Below are 19,557 nucleotides of genomic sequence, written 5' to 3' on the forward strand. Positions count from 1 at the left end.
ACTGGTCATCACCCTAGACCCATAGCGAGAACCATGCAAAGGAGTATGTTCGGCGCCATGTCAGCGTCTCATCCACCCCGACCGACCCGGCCCATCCGGTTCTTCCACCGCGGCGCCCTGCAGCAGATCGACAGTGCCGCGCCCACACGCACCCTGCTCGACTGGCTGCGCGAGGATGCCCGCCCGCGCTGCACCGGCACCAAGGAAGGCTGCAACGAAGGGGACTGCGGCGCCTGCACCGTCTTGGTGGCCGAGCGCGACGACGCGGCGCCGGGCGGCGTGGCGATCCGCAACGTCAACGCCTGCCTGCGCTTCCTGCCGACGCTGGACGGTTGCGCGGTGCTCACCGTCGAAGACCTGAAGCCGATCGCTGTCGCGCATGGCCAGCCCGCGCACCCGGTGCAGCAAGCGCTGGTCGCCTGCCACGGCTCGCAGTGCGGGTTCTGCACACCCGGCTTCGCGATGACGATGACCGGCATCTATGAAGAACACTGCGCCGCCGGCACCCGCCCGACGCGCCAGCAACTCGCCGACGACCTCGCCGGCAACCTCTGCCGCTGCACCGGCTACCGGCCGATCGTGGACGCAGGCGAGCAGATGTTCGACGCGCCGGCCGCGCCGATCGACCGCGCCGCCCTGCGCCAGCAACTCGACACGCTGGCCGCCGACGCCACGCCGCTGACGCTCGACGACTTCGCCGCGCAGCGACTGGCCCGCCCGGACACCCGCATCGTGGCCGGCGCCACCGATGTCGCGCTGTGGGTGAACAAGCAGTTCCGCGACATCGGCGAGCCGCTGTGGATCGGGCGTGTGGCCGAACTCCGGCGCATCGAGGTCACCGCCGACGCGCTGCACATCGGCGCCGCCGCGTCGCTCGAAGACGCCTGGCGCACGCTGGCCGACGTGGTGCCGACGCTGCGCGAGGTGTGGCAGCGCTTCGCCTCGCCGCCGATCCGCCACGCCGGCACGATGGGCGGCAACATCGCCAACGGCTCGCCGATCGGGGACAGCGCGCCGGTGCTGATCGCGCTCGGGGCGGACATCGTGCTGCGGCGCGGCGCGGTGGAGCGCACGATGCCGCTGCAGGCGTTCTACCTCGACTACATGAGAAACGCGCTGCAGCCTGGTGAGTTCGTCGCGCGGCTCGTCGTGCCGAAACCGACCGACGGCACGCAGGTCCGCGCCTGGAAGATCAGCAAGCGCTACGACAGCGACATCTCCGCCGTCTGCGCCGCGTTTGCGCTGCGGCTCGACGGGGACCGCGTGGCCGAGGTGCGGCTGGCGTTCGGCGGCATGGCGGCGATCGTCCAGCGCGCCGCTCAAACCGAGGCCGCGCTGCTCGGCCAGCCGTGGACCGAGGCCACCCTCGTCGCCGCACAGGCCGCGCTCGCGCAGGACTTCCACCCCTTGAGCGACCTGCGCGCCAGCGCCGCCTACCGGCTGAAGGTCAGCGCCAACCTGCTGCGCCGGCTGTGGCTCGAAACCCGGCCGGATGATCCGCTGCCGCCCGAAGACACCACGGTCTGGACGCCGCGCCTGACCGTCCCGATCCACCCGGAGACCCGCGCATGAGCACCGTCGGCACCGCCCGCCCGCACGAGTCGGCCCACCTGCACGTCGCCGGCGCCGCGCCCTACATCGACGACATCGCCGAAGTCGCCGGCACGCTGCACGCCGCGCTCGGTCTGTCGCCCATCGCACACGGCCGGCTGCTGGCGCTGGACCTCGACCGGGTGCGCGCCATGCCCGGCGTCGTCGCCGTGCTGAGCGCCGCTGACATCCCAGGCACCAACGACTGCGGCCCGATCGTCCACGACGACCCGATCCTCGCCCAGGACACCGTGACGTGGCGCGGCCAGCCGATGTTCGCCGTCATCGCCCGCAGCCGCGGTGAAGCCCGCCGCGCCGCCGCCCTCGCCGTGCAGGTGGCGACGATCGAGCCGCTGCCCGCCGTGCTCGACCCGCTCGAAGCCCACGCGCTGCAGCAGTACGTCGTGCCGCCGATGCACCTCGTCCGCGGCGACGCAAAAGCCGCCATCGCCAGCGCGCCGCACCAGCTCGACGGCCGCTTCAGCCTCGGCGGCCAGGAGCAGTTCTACCTGGAAGGCCAGATCGCCTACGCCATCCCGCAGGAAAACGACGGCCTGCTCGTCCACAGCTCCACCCAGCACCCGACCGAGATGCAGCACGTCGTCGCGCACGCGCTCGGGCTGTCGGCGCACCAGGTGCAGGTGCAGTGCCGGCGCATGGGCGGCGGTTTTGGTGGCAAGGAATCGCAGTCGGCCGTGTTCGCCGCCGTCGCCGCCATCGCCGCGCACCGGCTGCAATGCCCGGTCAAGCTGCGCCCCGACCGCGACGACGATTTCCTGATCACCGGCCGGCGCCACGGCTTCGAGTTCCGCTACCGCATCGGCCACGACGACCTCGGGCGGATCCTCGGCGCGGACGTGGAAATGGTGTCGAACGCGGGGGCGTCGGCGGACCTGTCGGCGCCGGTGATGACGCGGGCGCTGTGCCATTTCGACAATACCTACTGGCTGCCGAACGTCGACCTGCGCGGTTACTGTGCGCGAACCAACACGCAGAGCAACACCGCCTTCCGCGGCTTCGGCGGGCCGCAAGGGGCGCTCGCGGTGGAGATGGTGCTGGACTCGGTGGCGCGCAGGCTCGGGCTGGACCCGCTGGAGGTGCGCCGCGCCAACTTCTACGGCACGACCGAGCACAACGTCACGCCCTACGGCCAGACGGTCGAGGACAACATCATCGCCCCGCTGGTCACCGAACTCGCCGACACCGCCCACTACCGCCAGCGCCGCGCCGAGATCGCCAGCTTCAACGCCACCAGCCCGGTGCTGAAACGCGGCCTGGCGCTCACGCCGGTCAAGTTCGGCATCAGCTTCAACGTCGCGCACTTCAACCAGGCCGGCGCACTGGTCCACGTCTACACCGACGGCTCGGTGCTGGTGAACCACGGCGGCACCGAAATGGGGCAAGGGCTGAACACCAAGGTCGCGCAGGTCGTCGCGCACGAACTTGGCATTCCCTTCGAGCGCGTGCGGGTCAGCGCCACCGACACGCACAAGGTCGCCAACACCTCCGCCACCGCCGCCTCCACCGGCACCGACCTCAACGGCAAGGCCGCGCAGGACGCTGCCCGCCAGATCGTGTTCCGACTGGCGCAGCACATCGCGGCGCGCTGGCTGGTCCCGGTCGGCGCGGTGCAGTTCGCCGACGGCCGAGTCACTGCGGGCGCCCACGCGATGGCCTTCGACGACCTCGTCGCACAGGCCTACGCCGCGCGGGTCCAGCTCTGGAGCGACGGCTTCTACGCCACCCCCGGCCTGCACTGGGACCGCGAGAAGCTGCAAGGCAAGCCGTTCTACTACTTCGCCTACGGCGCGGCGCTGAGCGAAGTCGTCGTGGACACGCTGACCGGCGAGTGGCGGCTGCTGCGGGCGGATGCGCTGCACGATGTCGGCGCGTCGCTGAACCCGGCCGTGGACATCGGCCAGATCGAGGGCGCCTTCGTGCAGGGCATGGGCTGGCTGACCACGGAGGAACTGCGCTGGCAGCCGATGGACGGCTCGCGCAACGCCGGCCTGCTGCTGACGCACGCTCCGAGCACCTACAAGATTCCAACCGCCAACGACGTACCGGTCACGCCGGGCGCGTTCAACGTCCGGCTCTACGACCACCGCAACCCGGCCGACAGCATCCACCGCAGCAAGGCCGTGGGCGAGCCGCCGCTGCTGCTGCCGTTCAGCGTGTTCCTGGCGATCCGCGATGCGGTGTCGGCGGTGGGCGAGCACCAGATCGATCCGCCGCTGCGGGCACCGGCGACCAGCGAGGCGATCCTCGACGCGCTCGACGCCATCGGCGCGGTCCAAGCGGTGCAGGCGGCGCAGGCCGGATGACGCCCGGCGTACTGAAGGCTGAAGCGCGGCGCTGGCTCGCGCAGGGGCGGCGCGCGGTCGAGGTACAGATCCTGTCGCACCGCGGCTCGACCCCGCGCGAGACCGGCACGCGCATGGTCGTCGCCGAGGACGCCGTGCTCGGCACCATCGGCGGCGGGCATCTGGAGTTGCTGGCGATCACGGCGGCACGGGAAGGTCTGCGCCAAGCGCTCTTCGCTCCGCAGGATCTGGACCTGCCACTGGGGCCGGCGCTGGGGCAGTGCTGCGGCGGCCGGGTCGTGCTGCGGCTGCAGGCGCTGTCCGAAGCCTCTCTGGCCGACTGGCCGGCGCCGCAGCCGCGCTTCTTCCTGCAGTTGCACGGCGCCGGGCATGTCGGCCGCGCGATCGTGCGGCTGCTCGCCGACATCGACTGCCGCGTCCAGTGGATCGACGAGCGCGAGGAGGAATTCCCCCGGCTGACGGGCGCAGAGCCGCCGCACATCGAACGGGTGTGTGTCGACACGCCGGAGGCCGAGGTCGCGCTGGCGCCGCCGGGGGCGTTCTATCTGGTGATGACACATCGGCATGACCTGGATGAGCGGATCACGGAAGCGGTGCTGCTGCGGGGGGATTTCGGGTACTGCGGGCTGATCGGGAGCGGGACGAAGCGGGCGCGGTTTCTGCACCGGTTCGAGGCGCGGGGCCTGTCTGGCGCGGTGCTGGCGCGGATGACGTGTCCGATCGGGCTGCCAGGCATCGCCGGCAAGGAACCGGCGGTGCTGGCCGTCGCGGTGGTGGCTCAGTTGCTGGGTTGGCCGGCCAGCCAGGCCACGTAGCCCGACACACCACTGGCCACACTGCTGAACACATGGTCACAACCTGTGGCGCGCAAGCGCGTCAGATCGGCCTCGGTGTGGCACTGGTACTTGCCCCGCAGCGCATCCGGGAAGTCGATGTAGCTCACCAGCCCGTGCGCGACCTGTTCCGCCAGCGTCAAGGCGGGCAGTCCATCCAGAGCCCGGCAGGCGTTGACCGTCGCGTGTGCCACGTCATTGAACGGCTGTGCCCGACCGGAGCCCAGGTTGAAGATGCCGCTCTGGTCCGGATGCTGCAGGAACCACAGGTTCACCGCGACCACGTCATCGACATAGACGAAATCGCGTGACTGCATCCCCGGGGCGTAGCCGTTGTACTCGCCGAAGAGCTTGACGTGGCCGTGCTGGCGGAACTGGTGGAAGTGGTGGAAGGCGACGCTGGCCATGCGGGCCTTGTGCTGCTCGCGCGGGCCGTAGACGTTGAAGTAGCGGAAACCGACCACCTGTCCGTCCTGCGTGCCGCCCTGCGAGCGCAGCGTCGGCAGGTAACGCCGCACCACCTGGTCAAACAGCAGCTTGGAGTAGCCGTAGACGTTCAGCGGCGCCTCGAAGGCGGGCTCCTCGCGGAAGGTCTCGCTGCCGCCGTAGGTCGCGGCCGAGCTGGCGTAGAGCAGCCGCGTGCCTTGCGCCAGGCAGGCGTCGAGCAGCGTCTTCGAGCAGCGGTAGTTGGTTTCCAGCATGTACTTGCCGTCGTGCTCCATGGTGTCGGAGCAGGCGCCTTCATGCAGGATGGCGTCGATGTGGCCGAGTTCACCGGCCGCGAAACGGCGGTAGAACTCGTCCTTGTCGAAGTAGTCGGCCAACGTCGAGCCGAGCAGGTTGCGGTACTTCGGTCCATCGGTCAGGTCATCGACGGCGATGACCTCCTTGGCCCCCAGGCGGTTCAGCCCGTGGACCAGATTGCTGCCGATCATGCCGGCGGCGCCGGTGACGACGACTCTCATGCGAACAACTCCTCATAGGACACGCTGGCCGTGCCGAACTTGCCGACCACGATGCTGCCGGCGCGGTTGGCGATGGGCACGGCCTCGCGCAGCGACAGGCCCGCAGCCAGCAGGGTGGCCATCGTGGCGATGACGGTGTCGCCCGCCCCGGTGACATCGAACACCTCGCGCGCCTGCGCCGGCACATCCAGGTGGCCGGCGTCGTCGAACAGCGTCATGCCCTCTTCCGATCGGGTCAGCAGCAGACCGGTCAGGCCCAGCTCGGCCCGCAGGTTCTGCGCGCGTTCATGCAGTTGCGCCTCGCCCGACCAGGCGCCGATCACCTGGGCCAGCTCGGCCCGGTTCGGCGTGATCACGGTGGCGCCGGCGTAGCGGCGGTAGTCGCTGCCCTTGGGATCGATCAGCACCGGCTTGCCCGCGGCACGCGCCAGCTCGATCATGCGCGGGATGTGGGTCAGGCCCCCCTTGCCGTAGTCGGAGAACAGCACCGCCTCGTGCGCAGGCAACACACGCTCGTAGTCGGTGAGCATCTGCTGCAGCACCTCGTGTTCGGGCTGGTTCTCGAAATCGACGCGGATGAGCTGCTGCGAGCGGCCGATGACGCGCAGCTTGACGATGGTGTAGAGCCTTGGATCGCTGCCGAGCACGGTGGTGACGCCCTGCTCTTCCAGCAGGCGGCGCAGGATGCGCGCGGGTTCGTCCTCGCCGACGACGGTCAGCAGCGTGCACTGTGCGCCGAGCGTCTTGACGTTGAGCGCGACGTTGGCCGCACCGCCGAGGCGCTCCTCCTCGCGGGTGACGCGCACGATGGGAACCGGCGCCTCCGGAGAGATGCGATCGACGGAGCCGAACCAGTAGCGGTCGAGCATGGCATCGCCGACGACGAGGACCCGGGCGGCCTGGAGAAGAGACAGCGAAACGTTCAAGGAAGGAACCTGTGGAGTAGGCAGCGACAGCGCGGATCGTAACCGCGCGCCGTGCCCCTCGGTCAGAGTTCCTCGACCGGGACGGCCCAGTGGTCGGCCTTGCGCAGCAGGAAGCGGGGTGTACGGAACTGGACAATGGCGCGGTAGATGGCCAGATAGGACACGCAGAACAGCAGCAGCCAGATCGAGAGCGACTGCCCGTCATCCCACCAGAGCACGGCAGGCACCACCGACATCGAGCACAGCGCCCAGAGGTAGGGCGAAGTCATCGAATTGCGGCGAAGCAGGTTGGCAGCGTCGCGCTTGCCGATGGCCCAGCGCATCAGGCGGCGGTAGATGAGGCTGTGCAGATGGGTCGCGTCGGGCAGTCCGACGGGGCGCCCGCGGATCACGCGGCGGCGGTACATCGTGAACAGCGTTTCGAAGATCGGATAGGCGCACAGCAGCAGCGGAAACACCGGGGAAACCTCCGGGTTGCGATGCACCAGCAGGATGCCGAGTTCTGCGACCCAGAAACCGAGGAAGTAGGCGCCGCCGTCACCGAGGAAGATCAGGCCGAGCGGGTAGTTGAGGACGAAGAAGCCCAGCACCGCACCCAGGCCGATCAGCGCGCAGTTCATGATCGCGTAGTCCCCCACCTGGAACGCCACATAGGCCAGCGCCGCCAGCATGATGGCCACGCACATCGAGGCCAGGCCGTTGAAGCCGTCGATGATGTTGACCGAATTGGCGACACCGGCCACCGCCAGCAGTGTCAGCGCGAGCGGGAATCCAGCGACCAGCAGCAGGCTGTCCACGCCGGGAATGCCTGTGCGGGAAATGATGGCATCCGCCAGCCAGACCGCGAGTGCGGCAGCGGCGATGGTCGCGAGCAAGCGCTGTTTGGGCGTGACGCGCTTGGTGAAGTCTTCGATCAGGCCGGCGCCGAAGGCGACAAGGCTGCAGCCGATCAGCGCCACCAGCAGTTGCCAGTCGTCCGAGCCTTTCTCGACGGCGATCAATCCACCGCACACCACACCGACCAGGATCCCGATGCCGCCGATGCGTGGCACGACCCGTGCATGGAACTTCTGGGGCTGGTCCTTGTCGGTATCGCCTGTCAAGTGGGCGTGGTGCACCGACGAGCGGACCACCGCCAAGGTAGTGACGAAAGCCGCCAGGAAAGAAACAATCAGAAACAGCATGCAGTCAATCCTTTTGCTGGGGTGTGCCAGCGAAGCCCTGCTCTGTTTGTCTCTTACAGAGATAGGGTTGCACTCATGCGCAATAGGTCACGCTGCGAAGATGCCGGCAGACTCGTACCGATGCAAGCGCGACATGTAAAGACATGTTTATGCCGATTGCGACCACGACAAATATTACGTCCAGCCTGTTGTCCGGATGAAACAATCCAGCCGAACCCACACTGGTGGACTCAACCCGCTTTGCGAGCGGCTCTCAGCAAGAACTGAGGAATTTTGCGCAGATTCTTGCAGAGCAGCGTCCCAATGCCACCGACACGGCTGCGTTTCATGGCCCAGAGGTCCTCGCGACTCTTGCGCAGCATGGCTTTCAGCGAGCGATTACTGGCACCACCGGTACGCATCCTGACCAAGATTCCCGGCAGGTAGACCACAGAGAAGTCGCTGCGCGACAGGCAACGCAGCATGAAATCATAGTCGGCAGCGATGCGCAGGCCAGTGTCGAACTCGCCGATATCGACCAGGCGAGAACGACGGAGATAGAAGGTCGGATGAGGCGGCATCCAGCCCCGCCTCAGCGAAGCCGGCACGAAGTGTCCGCTGTACCAGTGCCGGATGACCGACTGAAGGTCATCGGCTTTCACGTAGACCAGATCGGAGTAGACAGCGTCCGCGCCAGGCTGCTGCTGCAGCAGCCTGGCCATCCGGGCGATCGCGTCGGGATCAGCAAGGACATCGTCGGCGTTCAGGAAACCGACGAACTCGCCGGTCGCCTGGCGCAGGCCCTTGTTCATGCCATCGTAGATGCCGCGGTCTGGCTCGGATACGCAGCGGCTGACCCGCTGCCCAAGTCGCTGCACGATTTCCAGCGTGCCATCCTTAGATCCTCCATCGATCACGATGTGCTCGATGTCCGGATGGGTCTGCTCCTCCACCGAGCGCAGCGTGTCCCCGATCGTCGCGGCGCTGTTATAGGAGACCGTGATGAGGGTGATCTTCATGGCGTCATCGGCGCATTGCCCCTGTTGTCGCATGCCACTGCCAGCATTCGGCGGGCCACGGTCTCCCAGTCGGGCGGCACGCCGGCCAGGCGGTCCCGCCAGTCCGGCCACCAGCCTTCGTCGAGACGCGACTGCAGCGTGCGCAGCGCCTGACGCAGCGATTCGGGCTGTTCGGGGTCGAAGTAGATCGCCCGGTCACCGCACAGCGTGCGCGCGTACGGCAGGTCCGGACAGACAATGGGCAGGCCGACGAACATCGCCTCGACCAGCGGAAATCCATAGCTCTCGTCCCTCGACAGGAACAGCAGTGCGTCAACCTGCGAGTAGGCCTCGATCATCGCCTGAGGCGACAGGAAGCCGCTGCAGTGCACCCAGGACAGTTGCGGTGCGGGATGGGCTGGTGCATCGAGCGTGAGTGTCAGCCGCTCGACTGGCCAGCCAGCCTGAGGATCGAGCCGAGACAGCAGCGCATGGTTCTTGTGCGGATAGCCGGCAGCCGGATAGATCAGGTTCAATCCTTGCCCAGTCGGATGTACCCGGGCTCGGCGCTTCAGTCCGCTGTGCAGCAACCAGGACGGTACCGGCTGGGCGATCACATGGACCCGACCGGCGACACCGGGGTAACTGCGCTCGAGCGCGTCGCGCATCACGTCGGTCTGGACGATGAAGGAGTGCACCAAGCCAAGGTTCCAACGGAAGATGGCTCGACCAAGCGCATATTTCAGGCGCCCCGGCCGCCAGTCAGTCCGCACAGGCTTCAGCAAATTGGATTGCTGCAGAAACACCGTCTGCGGCCCGCGGCAACGCAACGGCAAATCCCCCAGCACCAGCAACGGCGAGTTGCCATCAAAACGACTGGCCAGCCAGGTGCACTCCAGCATGCGCGACAGCGCATTGGGCAGGCGACGGCGGTAGACCTCGGTCACCGTGCTGGCGTTGCTGCTGCGGTAGGCCGCCAGCTTGCCGCGATCGGGCAGCTCGATGCGCTCGACGACGACACTAGGATCGCGCTCCAGCGCCGGCAGCAGCGACTGCAGCAGCTGCGAGGCACCGGCACCTGCCACATTAGTCAGATGGATCCGTACCGGGATGCGGGAAAAAACGGCGACAGTCATCAATCAGGCAGTCCGGTACCAAGGAGAAGGAATGGCGGCGCGCGCGGCCGGCTCGGCCGACAGCACCTGCAGCATGTAGGCCGCGGCCCGCGCCGGCTGGATGGCATCGGCAGCGGCGGGACAGGCCGACTTCATGGCCTGCAATTTGGCCGGATTGGCCGCCAACGCAATGAGCTGCTCGGCCAGCGCCTGCTCATTACCACGCGGAAAGACCTGTCCAGCCCCAAAGGTCTCGACCAGCACGCGGGCGCCGACCTGATCGCTGCAGAGCACCGGCACGCCGGCACACAGCGCCTCGTTGACTACGACACCCCAGCCGTCGTAGTAACTGGGCAGCACCAAAATGTCATACCCAGTCAAATAGCTCTGAGCCTTACCGAAAGGTATTTTTCCGCGATAACGCACATGATCGCCATCAAAATCAAATTGTGAAGCATCACCCGGGCCATAGACATCAAGCCTCACAGAGGCACCGGAGCCAGCAGCTCTACGGACCCCAGCCAAGAGCGTCGGAATACCTTTGATTTTTATCAAACTTCCAATAAATACAATATTCAGAGAGCCCCGCTCTTCAACGAGGGACACAGAATAATTCTCCTCACCAGCCGGCTCACTGGGTACAAAATATCCAAAAGGGAATATTTTTTTAGCCGGAATACCAGATAATTTATACTGATCTATTGCCACCCTTGATATAGCAAACAAACCAGAAATGCCTTTACAAAGAACCCTAGAATATATTTTATAAAGAACAGGCCTCAGAAATGCCTTCGCCCTCCCGGAAAATGACGACCCATCCCCAAGATAGCCAAACTCAACCTTGGAGTATGGCTCAGAAACAATATAGAATTCAACCCGCAGCAACGATGCGACCCAGAGAATTATCATCATTCTCCAATTCTCAAACGCACTACCAAATATATGAATTTGCCGTCTATTCGAAAACAAATACCTCAACCCATAATTCAAAAAGCCATCGCACGGTATCAGTTGACGCCCGACACCAGTCACACGAGTATCAGTCCAGCCTTGAGCTCGACGGGTCTCGTCCTGAAGCTTTGCCACTTGGACTACCACCGGCAAGCCGCTCTGGCGCGACAACTCCTGGTATGTATAAGCTTGGTGATCTGTCAGAACAGGATGCCAGGCAACAATTCTTTTGACCTGCGGCCTCATACCGACCTCCCGAAGAGAAACTGGCGCAAGTCCTCGCCCGCGCGCTGCGGCGCACAGTAGCGCTCAGCTGTCAGGCGGCCTTGGCGAGCACAGCGTTCGGCGGCCTCGCGATCGCTAGCGATCTCTGCAAGCCGCTCGATCAGCAGTTCCGGATCGTTGCGCTGGAGATAGCGAACACCATCACCGAGCAACCGACGCACGTCGCTGATGTCAGTCGACAGCACCAGCAGTCCGGAACCAGCAAACTCGATGACCTTCGACGGAAAAGTAGTGTCAGCAAGGGTACCTCCGACCGGCTTGAGCGCTAGCCCTATCTCGCAGCTACGCAAGATTTCAAGGTAACGAGCATCGGACGTGCGGCCATGAACGCGCACCAGTGGCCGACTAGACTCGACCGCCAGCCGCTCGAACTCGGCTAGGCTCTCGCCCTTGCCGGTGACCTCGAAGCTCAGCCCAGCAGCCCAGCCCGGTTGACGCGCGCGCAAGCGCCGGATCGCCTCGAGCAGTAGCGGAGCGCCGGTATCCGGCGCCAGCGTACCCGACATCAGGCAGGTGATGCTGGAAGACTGCCAGCGCGGCACATCGACATCCCCCACCGCGGTGCCGTAATAGCAGTGAATAGGTCGCACCGTGGTCATCGCCTCCAGCGCGCTACACGCCAGCAGTGCCCCGTTACGGCAGTGGCGATCGAACTGAGTAGGCACGATTCGGGCCAAACGGTCCTTCAGCGACTGGCCAGTGATGACTTCACCGTCCTCCAGATCGAGAAAGCTGCGGTAGCCTAGGCGCGAGGCAGCGCGCAGCAGCGGCAGATAGGCAGGAATGCGGTTGTAGAAGATCACAGCCCGCTGTGGATGACGCGCCAAGCGCCGCAATGGTTTCAGTAACCCGAACAGGGACAGCAACTCCGAGACACCACGCCGATGAGAAAAGGGGGCATAGATCGTCAGCACGCCGCCAACGCGGCAGACCTTCGCTGAGAAGGAGTCACCCGAACCGTCCGCACGGCCGCGGCCCAGGCTCAGCACGACCGGACGTACACCGGCCAGCCTCAGGGCTTGAGCCATCAGGAATACCTTACGCGAAGCCGCAGGGCTGTCGGTGCTGATGCGCCGCTCCATCCGGGTGACATCATCCAGCGCGTTACACACCACGAGCACCACTGGGCGGTCATGACAGAACGGACGACCGCTCATTCGCCAAGCTCCCGCTTGATGCAAGCTGGCACACCAGCGACTAGCATGTTGTCCGGCACATCGCGGGTGACCACGCTGCCAGCCGCAATCACGCTGCCGGCGCCGATACGCACGCCCCCCAAGATGACGGAGCGCGCACCAATCCAGCAGCCATCACCGATGTCGATCGGCAGCGCCGTACCTTGGCCGGCACGGCGCCAAGCGGTACCAATGCAGTGTCCACCTGGAATGAACTCAACGCCAGGGCCGACATCACATCGCTGACCGATGTGAATGGCAGCTTGGTGATGGGTGTAAAAGATACATGCAGGGCTGAGCCAGCTACCCTCGCCAATGCGAAGCTGCCCGGGACCGTAGATCCAGCCGCCACCGCAGAAGCAGACATCGTCGGCCAGATCGACCCCGGCACGGCGCAGCAGCCAGCGCCGCAGCGCAAACAAGCGGGAGGGTGGCAACCAGCACAGGAAAAAGTTGAGGAAATGCCTGATCACGTCGTAGATTGGATTAGCTAGCAGAAGAGATGCGCGCACGCCGACGCGGCAGCTGGTGCACCAGCACCGCCAAGGCCATCAGCAGCCGAGAATAGTCATTCGGAGCGTATGCCTCGCCCTTGACCGTCGCCAGCACGAAGGTCAGCAGCAGCACCCACAGCAACAAATCGCGCGAGGAGCGTACACGGCGCAGCGGCCGGTTCATACCGAGGCGGCGCAGGCCGGCATGAATCTGCAGCATCAGACCCAGATAGAGCAGGGACACCGGGACCGCCAGCAGCAACCCACCTTCCTGCAGCAATCGGATCCAGCCGATGTCCGAATAGCAGATCTCGCCAGGCTGACAGATGCGCCCATCTCCGATCAGCCAAGCCAGCGGTTCTACTGGGAGTATCACCATACCGCCCAGATCACTGACCGTCGTCACGTCGGAGGCCTGGGATGGATCAATGAACTGGATTACGCCCTCTAGCATCCAGTCGATCAGAACCTCTCCGGCATCGCCTAAGTACATGCGCACCAGCAGCAACAGCAGCGGCAGCCCAACACCAAACAAAACCAGGAGCTGACGCAGGTAGCAGAAGCGAAAAAGTAGGCTGATGCCAAGCGCATAGCAGAGCATCAGCGGCACCAGCCCGATACGGGCATTCGGCAGAATCAGCAGTGCGCAAGCAAATGCGCTACCGGTGAGCAGCATGCGCCGCAGCAGTCGATGCTCAAGACTCGCTCCGACCAGCAGCAGCGCACCGATGATGCCCAGCGCCAGTGGCATACCAAACAGGTGATGGCGGGACACCCCGAAACCACGAAACAACAGGGCCGCCTGGAAGGCCTGTCCATCATAGGAATCGTCGCCATACCAGCGCTCAAGCAGACTGGAGCGCAACTCGGGCAAGGCGGCCATCGCCAGAGCGCAGAACATCTCGATCAGGACATAACCAGCCAGTGCAGCCAGTAGCGACTGCAGCGTCCGGATGCGGCAGCCGTGATACAGCAGAATTGCCAGCAGATAGCCTTCAACGAACGGCCGGACAAAGCGCAGCAGCGGCGCAATACCCGGCTCTCCGCGCAGACTGGTCAACGTGGCGATCATGCCGCATAGCATCACACCGCCCAGCAGGCCAAGCGGCACACGATGCCGCCGCAGAAACAACACGCCCAAGCACAGTCCGAAGAAAAGCAACTGCAAAACGCCGCCTATCGCATTGGCCGCACTGATCCCCACGAAAATAGCCAAACCCGCCCACCCCCAGCGCGGTGCCGACTCGTTGCACGCGCCGGCAGCTGCAGCTGAGCCAAACTGCCAGCGCAGCCTGACAAGTGCCTTGGTCGTCATGGTTCGACTTGTGGTTTCGTCCGGCGACGCCAGCGGTGCAGGAGGTTACGGAACTTGAAGCGGTAGTAATCGACAGAGCACAAGCGGATATAGGCAGGCCGGCCATTCAGGTAGGCGAGGTAGAGGAGTTCACGCTCGCGATCTAGTCGTCGAGCAATGATGCGATCATGCTTAAACTCGGTATAGACGTTGAAGTAGCTAAGAGTCTGGATGTGCTTGACTTGAAAAAAGCCAGGGGGCCGACTTGCGGAGATGGACGCGCCATTGATGCGGTAGACCCCCATGAGACGATCGAGAAAGTGGACCTCGCCCTGTTCGGCGAGGAGCAAGTGCATGGCCCAATCCAGGCCAAAGACGCGATGCAACCATTCAGGCAGGGGCAGAGCATCCGCGCGAAACACCATGCTCTGCGACGGGATGAACCAGTCGCGCTGGACGATGTCCTCCAGCGTGAATACGATTTTTTCGAGCAGGCAGGCCCGCTCATTGGTACTGTCTCCTCGCACCTCATGTCGCAACAGGCAATCGTGAAATGTCAGCGTGACTGCAGGATTCACCATCATCACATCGACTTGCAATTGGAGCTTGCGCGGATCAGTCCAGTAATCGTCGCCCTCGCAGAAGGCGATGTAGCGCCCGCGGCAGTAGCCGAAGGCAACCACAGCGGACGTGCGTCCCTGCGAGTACTGGTTGACCGTCTGCAGAACAGTCCGGATGATCCGCGGATAACGCTCGGCGTAGGCCGAGATGATCGCCTGGGTCCCGTCGGTTGAGACATCGTCGTGAAGGATGATCTCGAAGGGGAAGTCAGTTTCCTGCATCAGGAAACCGTGCAGAGCTTCCTCGACGTAGCGAGCATGGTTGTAGGTGGTGCACACGATGCTGAGCAACGGCACCTCCATGTCACGCCATGTAGCGGTGATTTCCACCTCTGTTCTCAAGCCATCCATCACGGTCCATCTCCCACAAGCGACTCTCCTGCACGCCGCCGCCCGAACAACCGTCTGGCGCGCATCATCAACCACTGGCGCCCTGCCGAGGTGCATGCCAGCCCCACCGAGGCCGTCAACACGAACTGCAAACCGACGGCGACAAACTCCAGCCAGCGCACCGGGTAATGAATCCCGACTTGGCTCAAACCGTAGGCGGTGGCTGCAACCGGTACTGCCACAGCCAGCACATCCCGCAGCATCCAACGGGCATGTATCCCCTGCCAAATCTTACGGTGCGTCAGCGGAATCCAAAACAGCAGGTATAAGAGGTTGATCCCGAGCCAGACCCACCCAGCGCCCACGCCGCCGAAATTCATGGACGCAAACACCATCGCAGGCAAAAGGAGCACCAGAAAAAAGAGATTGCCCAACAGATGCATGCGCATCGTTCCCTTGGCGTACTGCAGGTAGTAGGGGAAAGCGGACACTGCCAGCAAGCTATTGCCAATCGCATACAAGGCCAAGATCGGTGCAGCACGCTCAGCCAGCACCGCATCGCCGGACCAAGAGCGCAGAAGGGCCTGAGCGGACACTGCCAAGGTCGCGCCGGCTGCGCAGGCAACAGCAACTACGCCTTGCGTAGACCGCCGGTACACCAACTCCAGCCCAGCCAAGTCACATTCTGCTTCCAAGCGAGCCATGCGGGGCATAACAACGGAACTCACAGGCCCGCTCAGCACGGACACGGCCCCAGCCACCAGCACTGCGAGCGTAAAGTCACCGTAGTCCGCTAGGTTCAGCATCTTCGATAGCACCAACTTGTCGATCTGGGTGACCACGATCCAGATGGACGCCGTCAAAGCGATCGACAAGGATAGCTTCAGCAAGGGACGAGCTACCCGCCAGACCTCAGGCCAGGGATCCCGCACCGATGGACGAGGCGGAGCCAGCGAAATGGCATGCCGCCGCAAGAAAATCAACTCCAAGACCGCCACCACCAACTGATAAGTGAAAAACACTTGGATGGAGGCATCGATCATCTTGAGCGCCAGAAGAACCCCGACGAAGCGCAAGGTCGCGAAGCCACTCGTGAAGGACGCCAACCAGACCAGCGCCTCGGTGCCGTTAACAAGGCTGCGATACAGTCCGCTAACCCAGCGAAGCGCTACGATCAGTGCCATGATCTGCAGAGCTCTGCGGACCTCGTCCACGGGGATCTGCGTCAAACGGAGCCACGAACCAGCGATCGGCCCTGCAGCCACCCACAAGAGCGCCGCCCCAATCACCGCCACACCAACAAAGAACCACTCCAGCGCCCGGAGCAGACAGCTGAAGTCATGCGCTGACAGTGCCCCCCCCCGATAGCGGGCCGCTTCGCGAGCCAGCGTGGGTGTCAAGCCGAGATCAAGCAACATGAACCAAGCTTGAATCATCGCGAAGAATCCGACCAGCCCGTAGGGCTCCGAACCGAGCAAGCCCCGGTAGATCGGCATCATCGCGATGCTAATGAGGGTCACGTAGATCTGGCTGGCGTAGGACGCAGCGATATTCTTGCGAAAACTCATGCCTTCGGCCTGATCCAGGGTACAGAAATGACCACGTCGAAGGCAGCTCAGCGGGCGCCGATGTCGCTTGCGAAACGCTGCTCTAACTCAAGCAGGTGATTGCTGCGTGGGCGCTTGAGACGGGCAGGTACGCCCGCATAGATCCCAAATGCCTCACAGGAACGATTGACCATGCTGAGCGCCCCCACCGCGACACCTTCCGCGAGAACGCAACCGGGCAGCACGACCGATCCTGTGCCAATGACAACGTGGCGACCGATGTGTACCGGTGCGCTGGTAACGTTCGTGAAGCGCGCTGGCACCATGGGATTGGTCATCGCCTCACCAGTGAAGTCATCAGTGCTGCTATAAATCGCAACCCGCGAGGAGATGTTAGAGAAATCATCCAGACGAATTTCTCCAGCGCCAATCAGACTCGAAAACACAGCCACATGCACATGACTGCCAATATAGATGCCTCCAGCACCTGCGGATAAAATACAAAAGTCGTCGATGCGTACACGGGTGCCTAGACGAATGGCCGCACAGTTATGGAAAGATGCTTTGTCAGACAGGTAGACTTCTTTACCAACCTCGGCAAACCCCATTGAAGCAATCTTTTCGGACGTGAGCCAAGCCATGGCGCTCAGGCCGCGATGATCGAGATGATCTTGTCTTGGATATCCTTCTCGAGAGAGGGATAAATAGGCAGACAGATCACTTCCGCAGCGGCTTTCGCCGCGTTGGGCAGGTTCGATCTAGCAGCCGATGGCAAACCACGGTACATTGGAAAATCAGTGATCAGCGGATAGAAATATCGTCGACCATAGATGCCCTCGCTGCGCAGCTTAGCGTACAACTCGTCACGACTCATTCCGTACTCCACACCCACCATGATGGGGAAATAGGAATAATTCTTGACCCTCTCCCCAGCATCGCCCAAGCAACGAATGCCGCGGACACTTTCGAGGCCTTGGCGGTAGCGTATGTCAACCTCGCCCCGCAGGCGGATAGCCTCATCTACGCCCTGCAGTTGTAGTAGGCCGAACGAGGCACATACTTCATTCATCTTGCCGTTGATACCTGGCGCAACCACGGTCACTTCATCGACAAAACCGAAGTTCTTGAGATGGTCAATGCGCTGCTTGGTCTTTGCGTCGGGGCAGACGATGGCACCGCCCTCGAAAGTATTGAACACCTTGGTGGCGTGAAAACTCAGCACAGATAGATCACCGTAGCGCAACACGCTTCCTGTCTCAGTCTGGACACCGAAGGAATGGGCCGCATCGTAGATCACCTTCAAGCCATAGGTATCGGCGATCTTGGCAATGGCATCGACATCGCACGGATGGCCGTAACAGTGCACTGGCATGATGGCAGTAGTCTGTGGCGTGATAGCGGCCTCAATTTTTTCCGGATCCAAGTTCAGGGTATCGGCCTGAACGTCGACGAAAACCGGCTTGATACCGTTCCAGAGCAGCGAATGCGCCGTGGCCACGAACGAGTAAGGCGTGGTGATGACCTCACCCGTTACGCGCAAGGCCTGCAAGGCGGTCACCAGACCCAAAGTCCCGTTTGAGAACAGGGCAATGTGCTCGACACCCAGGTACTCGCAAAGCGCAGCTTCCAGCCGTTGGTGGAATGGCCCGCCGTTGGTGAGGTTCTTGCTCTCCCAGATCTCGCGCAGATAGGGAATGAAGTCATCCAAGGGCGGCAGTGAAGGCTGGGTAACGAAGGTGTTATTGGCCATATCCGATATCCTGATAGGAGTGGGGTGATTCACTCATTGTGATCAAAAGCCTGGAATCCAGCCATCCTGACAAGGCTGTCCTTGCGCGCCGTAGTGTAGTCGGCTTCGATCATCTCCCGGACCAGTTCATCGAACGATGTCGTCGGCACCCAGCCCAGCTTTTCTTTCGCCTTGGTCGGGTCGCCAAGCAACGTCTCGACCTCGGTAGGACGGTAATAACGTGGATCAACCTTGACGATCACATCACCCACGTTGCACTTGGCCTTGTCTCCCGTGACATGCACGACCACACCCACTTCTTTTTCGCCTTCACCTTCGAACTTGAGCGTGATGCCCAGCTCAGCTGCCGATCGCTCCACGAACTGCCGCACGCTGTACTGCACGCCAGTGGCGATGACGAAGTCCTCCGGCTGGTTCTGCTGGAGCATCAGCCACTGCATCTCGACATAGTCGCGGGCATGGCCCCAGTCGCGCAGCGCGCTCATGTTGCCCAGGTACAGGCAGTCCTGCAGACCCAGCGCAATGCGAGCCACCGCGCGGGTGATCTTGCGCGTCACGAAAGTCTCGCCACGCAGCGGGCTCTCGTGATTGAACAGCACGCCGTTGCAGGCGTACATGCCGTAGGCCTCACGGTAGTTGACCGTGATCCAGTAGGCATACATCTTCGCCACCGCGTACGGGCTGCGCGGGTAGAAGGGCGTCGTCTCCTTCTGCGGAATCTCTTGCACCAGCCCGTACAACTCCGAGGTCGAGGCCTGGTAGAAACGCGTTTTCTTCGTCAGACCCAGAATGCGGATGGCTTCCAGGATGCGCAGCGTGCCGATGCCGTCTGCGTTCGCCGTGTACTCCGGCGCCTCGAATGACACCGCCACATGGCTCATCGCCGCCAGGTTGTAGATCTCGTCGGGCTGGACCTGCTGGATGATGCGCACCAGGCTGGTGGAGTCGGTCAGGTCCCCGTAGTGGAGCGTGAACTTTCGGCCATCGACGTGTGGGTCCTGATAGAGATGGTCGATCCGGTCGGTGTTGAAGAGGCTGGAGCGGCGCTTGATACCGTGGACCTCGTAGCCCTTTTTGAGGAGCAGTTCGGCCAAATACGCACCATCCTGGCCGGTGACGCCAGTGATCAGGGCCACCTTGCCGGCGGAATTGTTCAGGGTTTTCTGTTCGCTCATGTCGATTCTGTCGTTTGCGGAA

Annotated in this window: 17 protein-coding genes; 3 read left to right on the plus strand and 14 right to left on the minus strand. The window is 63.4% G+C overall.

What is annotated here, in order from left to right; translation table 11 throughout:
- Positions 1-57: 57 nt before the first annotated feature.
- Genes xdhA through xdhC form a run of 3 tightly spaced genes read left to right on the plus strand, consistent with a single transcriptional unit; the run spans position 58 to position 4,729 of the window.
- Positions 58-1,572, plus strand: coding sequence for a xanthine dehydrogenase small subunit (gene xdhA, locus BDD16_RS04270; protein ID WP_179632803.1), 1,515 nt, complete (start codon positions 58-60; stop codon positions 1,570-1,572).
- A complete protein-coding gene (xdhB, locus tag BDD16_RS04275; RefSeq protein WP_179632804.1) occupies positions 1,569-3,914 on the plus strand; it encodes a xanthine dehydrogenase molybdopterin binding subunit in 2,346 nt (781 codons plus the stop codon). The genes xdhA and xdhB overlap by 4 nt, the downstream gene beginning before the upstream one ends.
- The gene (xdhC, locus tag BDD16_RS04280) at positions 3,911-4,729 is read left to right on the plus strand and encodes a xanthine dehydrogenase accessory protein XdhC (protein WP_179632805.1); all 819 of its coding nucleotides are present in this window, start codon (positions 3,911-3,913) and stop codon (positions 4,727-4,729) included. The genes xdhB and xdhC overlap by 4 nt, the downstream gene beginning before the upstream one ends.
- Here xdhC and rfaD read toward each other — a convergent pair.
- From rfaD to gmd, 14 genes are all read right to left on the minus strand, one after another.
- Positions 4,693-5,712: an ADP-glyceromanno-heptose 6-epimerase gene (gene rfaD, locus BDD16_RS04285; RefSeq protein WP_179632806.1), complete on the minus strand. Its 1,020-nt coding sequence runs from the start codon at positions 5,710-5,712 to the stop codon at positions 4,693-4,695. The genes xdhC and rfaD overlap by 37 nt on opposite strands.
- Positions 5,709-6,638: a D-glycero-beta-D-manno-heptose-7-phosphate kinase gene (gene rfaE1, locus BDD16_RS04290; protein ID WP_179632807.1), complete on the minus strand. Its 930-nt coding sequence runs from the start codon at positions 6,636-6,638 to the stop codon at positions 5,709-5,711. Before rfaE1 ends, rfaD begins: the two co-directional genes overlap by 4 nt.
- Positions 6,639-6,700: 62 nt before the next feature.
- On the minus strand, positions 6,701-7,822 hold the full coding sequence (locus BDD16_RS04295; RefSeq protein ID WP_179632808.1) for an MraY family glycosyltransferase: 1,122 nt from the start codon (positions 7,820-7,822) through the stop codon (positions 6,701-6,703).
- A 230-nt stretch (positions 7,823-8,052) separates the two neighbouring features.
- Positions 8,053-8,820: a glycosyltransferase family 2 protein gene (locus BDD16_RS04300; protein ID WP_179632809.1), complete on the minus strand. Its 768-nt coding sequence runs from the start codon at positions 8,818-8,820 to the stop codon at positions 8,053-8,055.
- On the minus strand, positions 8,817-9,935 hold the full coding sequence (locus BDD16_RS04305; protein WP_179632810.1) for a glycosyltransferase: 1,119 nt from the start codon (positions 9,933-9,935) through the stop codon (positions 8,817-8,819). Before BDD16_RS04305 ends, BDD16_RS04300 begins: the two co-directional genes overlap by 4 nt.
- A gap of 3 nt (positions 9,936-9,938) precedes the next feature.
- The gene (locus tag BDD16_RS04310) at positions 9,939-11,111 is read right to left on the minus strand and encodes a glycosyltransferase family 4 protein (protein WP_179632811.1); all 1,173 of its coding nucleotides are present in this window, start codon (positions 11,109-11,111) and stop codon (positions 9,939-9,941) included.
- Positions 11,108-12,307 carry a glycosyltransferase gene (locus BDD16_RS04315; RefSeq protein ID WP_179632812.1) on the minus strand — a complete coding sequence of 400 codons (1,200 nt, stop codon included), beginning with the start codon at positions 12,305-12,307 and terminating at the stop codon, positions 11,108-11,110. Before BDD16_RS04315 ends, BDD16_RS04310 begins: the two co-directional genes overlap by 4 nt.
- Positions 12,304-12,837 (minus strand): acyltransferase, encoded by a 534-nt coding sequence (locus BDD16_RS04320; RefSeq protein WP_310733986.1) that lies wholly within the window; start codon positions 12,835-12,837, stop codon positions 12,304-12,306. Before BDD16_RS04320 ends, BDD16_RS04315 begins: the two co-directional genes overlap by 4 nt.
- Positions 12,812-14,134, minus strand: coding sequence for a hypothetical protein (locus BDD16_RS04325; RefSeq protein ID WP_179632813.1), 1,323 nt, complete (start codon positions 14,132-14,134; stop codon positions 12,812-12,814). The genes BDD16_RS04320 and BDD16_RS04325 overlap by 26 nt, the downstream gene beginning before the upstream one ends.
- The gene (locus BDD16_RS04330; RefSeq protein ID WP_179632814.1) at positions 14,131-15,063 is read right to left on the minus strand and encodes a glycosyltransferase; all 933 of its coding nucleotides are present in this window, start codon (positions 15,061-15,063) and stop codon (positions 14,131-14,133) included. The genes BDD16_RS04325 and BDD16_RS04330 overlap by 4 nt, the downstream gene beginning before the upstream one ends.
- A 20-nt stretch (positions 15,064-15,083) precedes the next feature.
- Positions 15,084-16,631: a lipopolysaccharide biosynthesis protein gene (locus BDD16_RS04335; RefSeq protein WP_179632815.1), complete on the minus strand. Its 1,548-nt coding sequence runs from the start codon at positions 16,629-16,631 to the stop codon at positions 15,084-15,086.
- A 47-nt stretch (positions 16,632-16,678) separates the two neighbouring features.
- Positions 16,679-17,251 (minus strand): acyltransferase, encoded by a 573-nt coding sequence (locus BDD16_RS04340; RefSeq protein WP_179632816.1) that lies wholly within the window; start codon positions 17,249-17,251, stop codon positions 16,679-16,681.
- Between the two features lie 5 nt (positions 17,252-17,256).
- A complete protein-coding gene (locus BDD16_RS04345; RefSeq protein ID WP_179632817.1) occupies positions 17,257-18,360 on the minus strand; it encodes a DegT/DnrJ/EryC1/StrS family aminotransferase in 1,104 nt (367 codons plus the stop codon).
- A gap of 29 nt (positions 18,361-18,389) precedes the next feature.
- Positions 18,390-19,535, minus strand: a complete 1,146-nt coding sequence (gene gmd / locus BDD16_RS04350) for a GDP-mannose 4,6-dehydratase (protein ID WP_179632818.1) — start codon at positions 19,533-19,535, stop codon at positions 18,390-18,392.
- Positions 19,536-19,557 lie beyond the last annotated feature (22 nt).

This window comes from Sphaerotilus montanus (genome assembly GCF_013410775.1).
Taxonomy (GTDB): domain Bacteria; phylum Pseudomonadota; class Gammaproteobacteria; order Burkholderiales; family Burkholderiaceae_C; genus Sphaerotilus; species Sphaerotilus montanus.

Bases quoted from the DNA above. Each gene is read 5' to 3' on its own strand.
- xdhA (WP_179632803.1), top strand. From the start codon at position 58: ATGTCAGCGTCTCATCCACCCCGACCGACCCGGCCCATCCGGTTCTTC.
- xdhB (WP_179632804.1), top strand. From the start codon at position 1,569: ATGAGCACCGTCGGCACCGCCCGCCCGCACGAGTCGGCCCACCTGCAC.
- xdhC (WP_179632805.1), top strand. From the start codon at position 3,911: ATGACGCCCGGCGTACTGAAGGCTGAAGCGCGGCGCTGGCTCGCGCAG.
- rfaD (WP_179632806.1), bottom strand. From the start codon at position 5,712: ATGAGAGTCGTCGTCACCGGCGCCGCCGGCATGATCGGCAGCAATCTG.
- BDD16_RS04295 (WP_179632808.1), bottom strand. From the start codon at position 7,822: ATGCTGTTTCTGATTGTTTCTTTCCTGGCGGCTTTCGTCACTACCTTG.
- BDD16_RS04300 (WP_179632809.1), bottom strand. From the start codon at position 8,820: ATGAAGATCACCCTCATCACGGTCTCCTATAACAGCGCCGCGACGATC.
- BDD16_RS04305 (WP_179632810.1), bottom strand. From the start codon at position 9,935: ATGACTGTCGCCGTTTTTTCCCGCATCCCGGTACGGATCCATCTGACT.
- BDD16_RS04310 (WP_179632811.1), bottom strand. From the start codon at position 11,111: ATGAGGCCGCAGGTCAAAAGAATTGTTGCCTGGCATCCTGTTCTGACA.
- BDD16_RS04315 (WP_179632812.1), bottom strand. From the start codon at position 12,307: ATGAGCGGTCGTCCGTTCTGTCATGACCGCCCAGTGGTGCTCGTGGTG.
- BDD16_RS04325 (WP_179632813.1), bottom strand. From the start codon at position 14,134: ATGACGACCAAGGCACTTGTCAGGCTGCGCTGGCAGTTTGGCTCAGCT.
- BDD16_RS04335 (WP_179632815.1), bottom strand. From the start codon at position 16,631: ATGAGTTTTCGCAAGAATATCGCTGCGTCCTACGCCAGCCAGATCTAC.
- BDD16_RS04340 (WP_179632816.1), bottom strand. From the start codon at position 17,251: ATGGCTTGGCTCACGTCCGAAAAGATTGCTTCAATGGGGTTTGCCGAG.
- BDD16_RS04345 (WP_179632817.1), bottom strand. From the start codon at position 18,360: ATGGCCAATAACACCTTCGTTACCCAGCCTTCACTGCCGCCCTTGGAT.
- gmd (WP_179632818.1), bottom strand. From the start codon at position 19,535: ATGAGCGAACAGAAAACCCTGAACAATTCCGCCGGCAAGGTGGCCCTG.